This is a genomic window from Mesorhizobium sp. M2A.F.Ca.ET.037.01.1.1 (genome assembly GCF_003998075.1).
Lineage (GTDB): Bacteria > Pseudomonadota > Alphaproteobacteria > Rhizobiales > Rhizobiaceae > Mesorhizobium.
The window spans coordinates 1-8,813 of sequence record NZ_RZSA01000174.1; the positions used below are offsets into that span (position 1 = coordinate 1).

Sequence of the window (8,813 nt, forward strand, 5' to 3'; positions counted from 1 at the left end):
GGCGTGGCCGGCGCCATGTCCTGCGCCATCCAAATGGACCGATCACGCTGATCGACGAGAGCTACAACGCCAATCCGGCGTCGATGGCGGCGGCGATGGCGCTGCTCAACGCTACGCCCGTCTCGGGGGAGGGCCGGCGCATCGCGGTGCTGGGTGACATGCTGGAGCTTGGCGGCCATTCGGCGAAGCTCCATGCGGCGCTGGCCGAACTGATCGTCGGCACAGGCACGCGCAATGTCTTTCTCGGCGGGCCGGAAATGCAGGCGCTGGCCGAGGTTTTGCCGGCCGATGTCCAGACCGAGCACCGGGCAGGCGTCGAGGAACTGAAGCCGATCGTGATCGCTGCGCTCAGGCCCGGCGACGTGGTGATGGTCAAATCGTCGAAAGGCATCGGCTTTTCAAAGCTGGTCGAGGCATTGCTCGGCAAATTTCCGGCGGAAGCCACAAACATTGAACCGACTTGAGGTCGGCTCCGGGGGACGGAAGGACCATGTTCACACTGCTCGTCGATTTCGCGGACAAGATCTCGTTCTTCAACGTCTTCCGCTACATCACCTTCCGCACCGGCGGCGCGCTGATCACCTCGGCGCTGATCGTCTTCATCTTCGGGCCGACGATCATCAATTCGCTGCGCCTGCGGCAAGGCAAGGGCCAGCCGATCCGCGCCGACGGCCCGCAGACGCATTTCAAGAAGGCTGGAACACCGACCATGGGCGGGCTGATGACCCTGTCCGGCATCATCGGCTCGTCGCTCTTATGGGCGAATCTATCCTCGATCTATGTCTGGGTTGTGCTGCTGGTCACCGTCGGCTTCGGCTCGATCGGCTTCTACGACGACTATCTCAAGGTCACCAAGCAGTCGCATCTGGGCTTCTCCGGCAAGGCGAGGCTGGCGATCGAATTCGTCATCGCGGCCATCGCCGCCTGGGTGATCATGCATAATGGCCAGGCGCCTTTCTCGTCGTCCCTGACCTTCCCTTTCGCCAAGGAGTTCCTGATCAACCTCGGCTGGTTCTTCGTGCCGTTCTCCTGCTTCGTCATCGTCGGCGCCGGCAATGCGGTCAATCTGACCGACGGTCTCGACGGCCTGGCGATCGTGCCGATCATGATCGCGGCGGCGTCTTTCGGCGTCATCGCCTATCTCTCGGGCAACGCGGTCTTCGCCGAATATCTGCAGATCCATTTCGTTCCCGGCACCGGCGAGCTCGCCGTCGTGCTCGGCGCGGTGATCGGCGCCGGCCTCGGCTTCCTCTGGTTCAATGCCCCGCCGGCCGCGATCTTCATGGGCGACACCGGCTCGCTGGCGATGGGCGGCCTGATCGGCACCATCGCCGTCGCCACCAAGCACGAGATCGTGCTGGTCATTGTCGGCGGCCTGTTCGTGGTCGAGATCTTCTCGGTCATCATCCAGGTCGGCTATTTCAAGATGACCGGCAAGCGCGTCTTCCTGATGGCGCCGATCCATCACCATTTCGAAAAGCTCGGCTGGACCGAAAGCCAGGTGGTGATCCGCTTCTGGATCATCGCCGTCATCCTGGCGCTGGTCGGCCTCTCCACCCTCAAGCTCAGATAGGACCAGCCCGCTTGATCCCCGCCGCTTCCTTCTCAGGCAAACGCGTTTCGCTCTTCGGGCTCGGCGGCTCGGGGATTGCCACCGCGCATGCGCTGATCGCGGGCGGTGCCGAGGTGCTGGCCTGGGACGACAATCCTGAAAGTGTCGCCAAGGCAGCGGCCGCGGGCATCGCGACGGGCGATCTGCGCGCCGCCGATTGGCCGCGCTTCGCCGCCTTCGTGCTGTCGCCAGGGGTGCCGCTGACGCATCCGAAGCCGCATTGGACGGTGGAGCTGGCGCGCGGCGCCGGCGTCGAGGTGATCGGCGATATCGAGCTGTTCTGCCGCGAGCGCATCGCCCGCGCGCCGGCGGCACCCTTCATCGCGATCACCGGCACCAACGGCAAATCGACGACGACGGCGCTGACGGCGCATATATTGAAGTCGGCGGGACGCGACACGCAGATGGGCGGTAATATCGGCCGCGCCATCATGACGCTCGATCCGCCCGAACCGAAGCGGCACTATGTGGTGGAGTGCTCCTCCTACCAGATCGACCTCGCGCCCTCGATCAACCCCACCGCCGGCATCCTGCTCAACCTGACGCCCGATCATCTCGACCGGCACGGCACGATGGCGCATTACGCCTCGATCAAGGAAAGGCTGGTCGCCGGCTCAGACACCGCGATCGTCGGCGTCGACGATTCCTGGGGCGCCCAGATCGCCGACCGGCTGGAGCGGGCAGGGCGGCAGGTCACCCGCATTTCCAAGCGCCTGCCTTTGACCGACGGCTATTTCGCCGACGGCACCAATCTGATGGAAGCCGTGCATGGCCGCTACAGCCGCGTCGCCTTCCTCGAGGGCATCGGCTCGCTGCGTGGCCAGCATAATGCGCAGAATGCGCTGGCCGCCGTCGTTGCCTGCCTCAAGGTCGGGCTCGAGCTCGGCGAAATCCAGGCAGGGCTCGAAAGCTTTCCCGGGCTGGCGCACCGCATGGAACAGGTCGGCCGCAAGGGCCATGTGCTGTTCGTCAACGATTCCAAGGCGACCAATGCCGACGCGGCTGCTCCCGCGCTGTCAAGCTTCCCCAGCCGCATCTACTGGATTGCCGGCGGCCTGCCCAAGGAAGGCGGCATCGAGCCGTTGCGCGGCTTCTTCCCGCGCATCGCCAAGGCCTATCTGATCGGCGAGGCGGCGCCCGCCTTCGCGGCGACGCTCGGCGAAGCCGTGCCCTACGAGATATCGGGAACGCTGGCGGCGGCGGTCGAGCATGCCGCCCATGACGCGGCGAGCGACGCCGGCGGCGAGGCCGTGGTGCTGCTTTCGCCGGCCTGCGCCAGTTTCGACCAGTTCAAGAATTTCGAAGTTCGCGGCGAAGCCTTCAGGCAAGCTGCGACTGCTATTGATGGTGTCAAACCCATCGGAGGGCCACTTTGATGCAAAGCCGTCTCGACAAAAGTCCTGTCGCCACCTGGTGGTGGACCATCGATCGCTGGTTCCTGGCGGCGTTCCTGTCGCTGATGGGACTGGGTATCGTGTTGTCCTTTGCCGCCAGCCCAGCGGTGGCCGAACGCATCGGCCTCAGCAGCTTTCACTTCGCCACCAGGCAGATCATCTTCACCATCCCGGCGCTCGCCGTGATGCTGGCGGTCTCCTTCCTGCAGGCGAGGCAGATAAGGCGCATGTCGCTGGTGCTGATCTGTGTCATGCTGGTGCTGATGGTGGCAGTGCTCTACGTCGGTGTCGAGGTGAAGGGCGCGCGGCGTTGGGTGTCGCTGGCCGGCCTGTCCATCCAGCCGTCCGAGTTCCTGAAGCCGGCCTTCGTCATCATCTGCGCCTGGCTGTTTGCCGAGCATAAGCGCCAGCTCGACATCCCCGGCAATCTGTTCGCCCTCCTGCTTCTGGTCCTCGTGGTTTCTCTTCTGGTCGCCCAGCCCGATCTTGGCCAGACCATGCTGGTCACCGGCACCTGGGGCGTTATGTTCTTCATGGCCGGCCTGCCGTGGCTGTGGATCATAGCCCTCGGCATCACCGGTGCGAGTGGCCTGTTCGCCGCTTATACGGTGTTCCCGCACGTTGCCTTGCGCATCAACAAGTTCCTGACCGGCGAGGGCGATACGTTTCAGGTCGATATGGGCCGCGAGGCGCTGATTAACGGCAGCTGGTTCGGCGTTGGGCCGGGTGAGGGAACCGTCAAGCGCATTGTTCCGGATGCTCATACCGACTTCGTGTTCTCGGTCGCGGGCGAGGAATTCGGCCTGATCATGTGCTTCTTCATCATGTCGATCTTCGCCTTCATCGTGCTGCGCGGCCTGAGCATCGCGCTCAAGGAGCATGACGATTTCACCCGCTACGCGGTGGGCGGTCTCGTCACCATCTTCGGCTTGCAGTCGGCAATCAACATGTGCGTCAACCTGCAGCTGATGCCCGCCAAGGGCATGACGCTGCCCTTCATCTCCTATGGCGGCTCCTCGCAGATCGCCATCGCCGTCTCGATGGGCATGGTGCTGGCATTGACGCGCAAGCGTCCGGAAAAGCGCAAGCAGATGGGCTTCGTCCTCGCGCAGCGCGCAATCCCGGCGGAATGAGGCGGGATGGCGAAGGGAGTCATCCTGCTTGCAGCCGGCGGAACGGGCGGACACCTGTTTCCGGCCGAGGCGCTCGCGCATGAGCTGATCGAACGCGGCTGGAAGGTGCATCTTGCCACCGACCGGCGCGCCGAGCGCTATTCCGGACAGTTTCCCGCCGCCGACATCCATGCGGTCCCGTCGGCGACGCTGGGCTCGAAAAATCCGGTCGCCGTGGTCTCGGCGTTCTGGAAGATCTGGCAGGGCGTGCGCGAAGCAAGCCGGATCATCGCCCGGATCAAGCCGGAGGCGGTCGTCGGCTTCGGCGGCTATCCGACGCTGCCGCCGCTCTATGCGGCGACAAGGCGCAAGGTGCCGACGCTGATCCACGAGCAGAACGCCGTCATGGGTCGTGCCAACAAGGCGCTTGCCGGCCGCGTCGACGCGATTGCCGGCGGCTTCCTGCCGGAAGGCGCGAGCGCCGACGGCGCAAAGACGGTGACCACCGGCAATCCGGTGAGGCCGCAGGTGCTCGAGGCAGCGAAGACGCCCTATGCGGCATCGAACGAAGGCGAGCCGTTCCGCCTGCTGGTGTTCGGCGGCAGCCAGGGCGCGCAGTTCTTTTCCGATGCGGTTCCGGCGGCGGTCGCGCTGTTGCCGCAAGACCTGCGCAAGCGCCTGGTGATCACGCAGCAGGCGCGCGCGGAGGATGTGGCGCGGGTGAAGGCGGCTTATGCCGAGCTCGGCGTCGACGTCCAGGTCTCGCCCTTCTTTACCGACATGGCGGCGCGCATGGCGGCGGCGCATCTGGTGATGTCGCGCTCCGGCGCCTCCACGGTTTCGGAGATCGCGGTCATCGGCCGGCCGGCGCTGCTGGTTCCTTATCCGCACGCGCTCGACCACGATCAGGCGGCGAATGCCGCGGCCCTTGCCGCAGCCGGCGGCGCCGAGCTCCATCCGCAGTCGACGCTGTCGGCCGAACGGATTGCGCAGCTGATCGGCGGGCTGATGCAGGACCCGGACCGGCTGGCGGCCATGGCCGCCGCAGCCCGTTCGGCCGGGAAACCGAACGCGGCGCGGTTGCTCGCCGATCTGACAGAGGCTATTGCGTCCGGCAAAACGGTTTCGGACTATAGGAGGACGCGCGCATGAAGATGCCGCAGACGATCGGCCTTGTGCATTTCATCGGCATCGGCGGCATCGGCATGAGTGGCATCGCCGAGGTGCTGCACAATCTCGGCTATAAGGTGCAGGGTTCCGACCAGGCCGACGGCGCCAATGTGCAGCGGTTGCGCGACAAGGGCATCGAATGCTTCGTCGGCCACAAGGCCGAGAATCTCGGCGATGCCGAAGTCGTCGTCGTTTCGACCGCGATCAAGAAATCCAACCCGGAACTGAGGGCTGCGCGGGAGAAGTTGCTTCCGATCGTGCGCCGGGCCGAGATGCTGGCCGAATTGATGCGCTTTCGCCAGGCGGTCGCCATCGGCGGCACGCATGGCAAGACGACGACCACCTCGATGGTGGCGACGCTGCTCGAGGCCGGCGGGCTCGATCCGACCGTCATCAACGGCGGCATCATCAACGCCTACGGCACCAATGCGCGCATGGGCGACGGCGAGTGGATGGTGGTCGAGGCGGATGAGAGCGACGGCACCTTCCTGAAACTGCCGGCCGACATCGCCGTCGTCACCAATATCGATCCTGAGCATCTCGACCATTATGGCAGCTTCGACAAGGTGCGCGAGGCCTTCCGCCAGTTCGTCGAGAACGTGCCGTTCTACGGCTTCGGCGTGATGTGCACCGATCATCCGGAGGTGCAGGCGCTGGTCGGCCGCATCGAGGACCGCCGCGTCATCACCTATGGCGAGAACGCGCAGGCCGATGTTCGCTTCACCAACCATCGCATGCTGGGCGCGATCTCGGAGTTCGACGTCTTGATCCGCGACCGCAAGGGGCGCGGCACCGCGACGATAACCGGCCTGCGCCTGCCTATGCCCGGCAAGCACAACGTCTCCAACGCGACGGCGGCGATCGCGGTCGCGCACGAGCTCGGCCTGTCGGATGACGCGATCAAGAAAGGTCTGTCGTCCTTCGCCGGCGTCAAGCGGCGCTTCACACACACCGGCTCGTGGAACGGTGTCGAGGTGTTCGACGATTACGGCCATCATCCGGTGGAGATCGCGGCAGTGCTGAAGGCTGCGCGCAGCGCCACCAAAGGGCGCGTGATTGCCATCGCGCAACCGCATCGCTTCACCAGGCTGCACGATCTGTTCAACGAATTCTCCGTCTGCTTCAACGACGCGGATACGGTGATGGTCGCGCCGGTCTATGCGGCAGGCGAGGAGCCTATCGAAGGCGTGACCTCGGATGCGCTGGTTGCGCGCATCCGTTCTGGCGGCCATCGCGACGCGCGCTATATCGATGGCCCGGCGGCGATCGCCCCAGCCATTCGCGAGCTCGCCAAGCCCGGCGATTTCGTCGTCTTCCTCGGCGCCGGCAACATAACGCAATGGGCTTACGCGCTGCCCAAGGAACTTGGCGGGACGCCCTCATGATGCGCGGCCAGGATCTCATCGACAAGCTCGGCGACAAGCTTTCGGGCCTGCGCGGCCGCATCACGCCGAACGCCGAGATGGACAAGATCACCTGGTTCCGCGCCGGCGGCCTGGCGGAGGCGCTGTTCCAGCCGGCCGACGAGGAAGATCTCGCCGCCTTCCTGCGCGCCGTGCCGGAAGAGGTGCCGGTCATGGTGGTCGGCGTCGGCTCGAATCTCCTGGTGCGCGACGGCGGCATTCCCGGTTTCGTCGTCAGGCTCTCGGCCAAGGGCTTTGGCGAGGCCGAGGCCACCGGACCGACCACGATCAAGGCGGGTGCTGCAACCCCTGACAAGCGTGTCGCCGCCGTGGCGTGTGAAGCCGGCATCGGCGGCTTCCATTTCTACCATGGCATCCCCGGCGCCATTGGCGGCGCGCTCAGGATGAATGCGGGCGCCAACGGTGTGGAGACGCGGGAGCGCGTGGTGGAGGTGACGGCGCTGGATCGCAAGGGCAATCTCCACACGCTCAGCAATGCCGATATGGTTTATGCCTACCGCCACTCGTCCGCGCCCGCCGGACTGATCTTCACCTCAGCCATCTTCGAAGGGTTTCCGGAAGACAAGGCGGCGATCAAGGCGGCGATGGATGCCGTGCAGAACCATCGCGATACGGTGCAGCCGATCCGCGAGAAAACCGGCGGCTCTACCTTCAAGAATCCGGAAGGCACCTCGGCCTGGAAGGAGATCGACAAGGCCGGCTGCCGCGGGCTGATGATCGGCGGCGCGCAGATGTCGCCGATGCATTGCAACTTCATGATCAACACCGGCACCGCGACCGGCTATGACCTCGAATATCTTGGCGAGACGGTGCGCGCGCGCGTGCTCGAGAATTCCGGCATCCGGCTGCACTGGGAGATCAAGCGCCTCGGCAATTTCCGGCCCGGTCATGAGGTGCAGGAGTTTCTCGGGCAACTCCTTTGAGGTGCGTTGATATTCAGGTGAGGCCGGCCTGCAAACGGCGGCTTCCTGCGCGTACTTTAGTACGCTCCGCTCCGGTTCTCGGATGCCACCTTGTTTGGTCGCTTCGCGCCCGTCTTCGACTCCGGCTCGGCCTGACCTGAATCTCAACGCACCTCAGCGAACTCGTTAAGTTCAAGTACTACTTGAACTTCGGTGCTTCGCGGCGGCCTCAACCGTTGCTGCAAAGACTCAACAACACACTTTTCTCGGCTGTTTTCGCGGAAAGTGAATCTCTCGGAATCATAGGCACTTGCCAGCGAATCAACTCTCTGATTCTCTGCCCTGAAGCGTTTCCTGATTTGAGTCGTTCGACGCGTTCAGCCGCGTTTTCCGTCTGGGGGGCAACCTGCCGGAAGACTCGGACTCAATGCTCGGGAATGCGGTGCGGGAATATCGGTTGCAGGCCCGGCGTGAGAGGGGATGACGGGAAATGAAGAAGAAGCATGTGGCTGTTCTCCTCGGTGGATTCTCCTCGGAGCGGCCCGTGTCTCTGTCCTCGGGGAAGGCGTGTGCTGATGCGCTCGAGACTGAAGGCTATCAGGTCACCCGCGTCGATGTTTCGCGCGATGTTGGATCGGTGCTTGCCGAGCTCAAGCCCGACGTCGCCTTCAACGCGCTGCATGGCCCGTTCGGCGAGGACGGCACCATCCAGGGAATTCTCGAATATCTCGCAATTCCCTACACTCATTCGGGCGTGCTCGCTTCGGCGCTGGCCATGAACAAGGAGCAGGCCAAGAAGGTTGCCAAGGCGGCCGGCATTCCGGTCGCGGAATCCAAGGTGGTCAATCGCTTCGCCGTCAAGGATGCGCATCCGATGAAGCCGCCTTACGTGGTCAAGCCGGTCAATGAGGGATCGAGCTTCGGCGTCGTCATCGTGCATGAAGGGCAGTCGCATCCGCCGCAGGTGATCGGCTCGACCGAGTGGCAATATGGCGAGACCGTCATGGTCGAGCGCTACATCCATGGGCGCGAATTGACCTGCGCGGTGATGGGCGACGTGGCGCTCGGCGTCTGCGAGATCATTCCGACCGGGCATTCCTTCTACGACTACGACTCAAAATACGTGCCGGGCGGATCAAAACACGAAATCCCTGCTAAAATTTCACCGAATATTTACCAAAAAATACAGACACTGGCCC

Annotated in this window: 8 protein-coding genes; all 8 read left to right on the forward strand. The window is 64.2% G+C overall.

Annotated elements, in window-relative coordinates; translation table 11 throughout:
• Positions 1–464, forward strand: a 464-nt coding sequence (locus EOA27_RS11375) for a cyanophycin synthetase (protein ID WP_281059408.1), incomplete at its 5' end; no start/stop codon positions are given.
• A gap of 26 nt (positions 465–490) precedes the next feature.
• Entirely contained in the window at positions 491–1,573 is a 1,083-nt protein-coding gene (gene mraY, locus EOA27_RS11380; protein WP_126081993.1) for a phospho-N-acetylmuramoyl-pentapeptide-transferase, read from the forward strand.
• A gap of 11 nt (positions 1,574–1,584) precedes the next feature.
• Complete coding sequence (gene murD / locus EOA27_RS11385) at positions 1,585–2,988, forward strand: UDP-N-acetylmuramoyl-L-alanine--D-glutamate ligase (RefSeq protein WP_126081994.1); 1,404 nt, start codon at positions 1,585–1,587, stop codon at positions 2,986–2,988.
• The gene (ftsW, locus tag EOA27_RS11390) at positions 2,988–4,139 is read left to right on the forward strand and encodes a putative lipid II flippase FtsW (RefSeq protein ID WP_126081995.1); all 1,152 of its coding nucleotides are present in this window, start codon (positions 2,988–2,990) and stop codon (positions 4,137–4,139) included. Before murD ends, ftsW begins: the two co-directional genes overlap by 1 nt.
• A 6-nt stretch (positions 4,140–4,145) precedes the next feature.
• Positions 4,146–5,270, forward strand: coding sequence for an undecaprenyldiphospho-muramoylpentapeptide beta-N-acetylglucosaminyltransferase (gene murG, locus EOA27_RS11395; RefSeq protein WP_126081996.1), 1,125 nt, complete (start codon positions 4,146–4,148; stop codon positions 5,268–5,270).
• A complete protein-coding gene (gene murC / locus EOA27_RS11400; RefSeq protein ID WP_126081997.1) occupies positions 5,267–6,673 on the forward strand; it encodes a UDP-N-acetylmuramate--L-alanine ligase in 1,407 nt (468 codons plus the stop codon). The genes murG and murC overlap by 4 nt, the downstream gene beginning before the upstream one ends.
• Positions 6,670–7,635 (forward strand): UDP-N-acetylmuramate dehydrogenase, encoded by a 966-nt coding sequence (gene murB, locus EOA27_RS11405; RefSeq protein WP_127256191.1) that lies wholly within the window; start codon positions 6,670–6,672, stop codon positions 7,633–7,635. Before murC ends, murB begins: the two co-directional genes overlap by 4 nt.
• Positions 7,636–8,104: 469 nt before the next feature.
• Positions 8,105–8,813 (forward strand): D-alanine--D-alanine ligase (locus EOA27_RS11410; protein ID WP_145970321.1); only part of this gene is annotated, 709 nt, incomplete at its 3' end.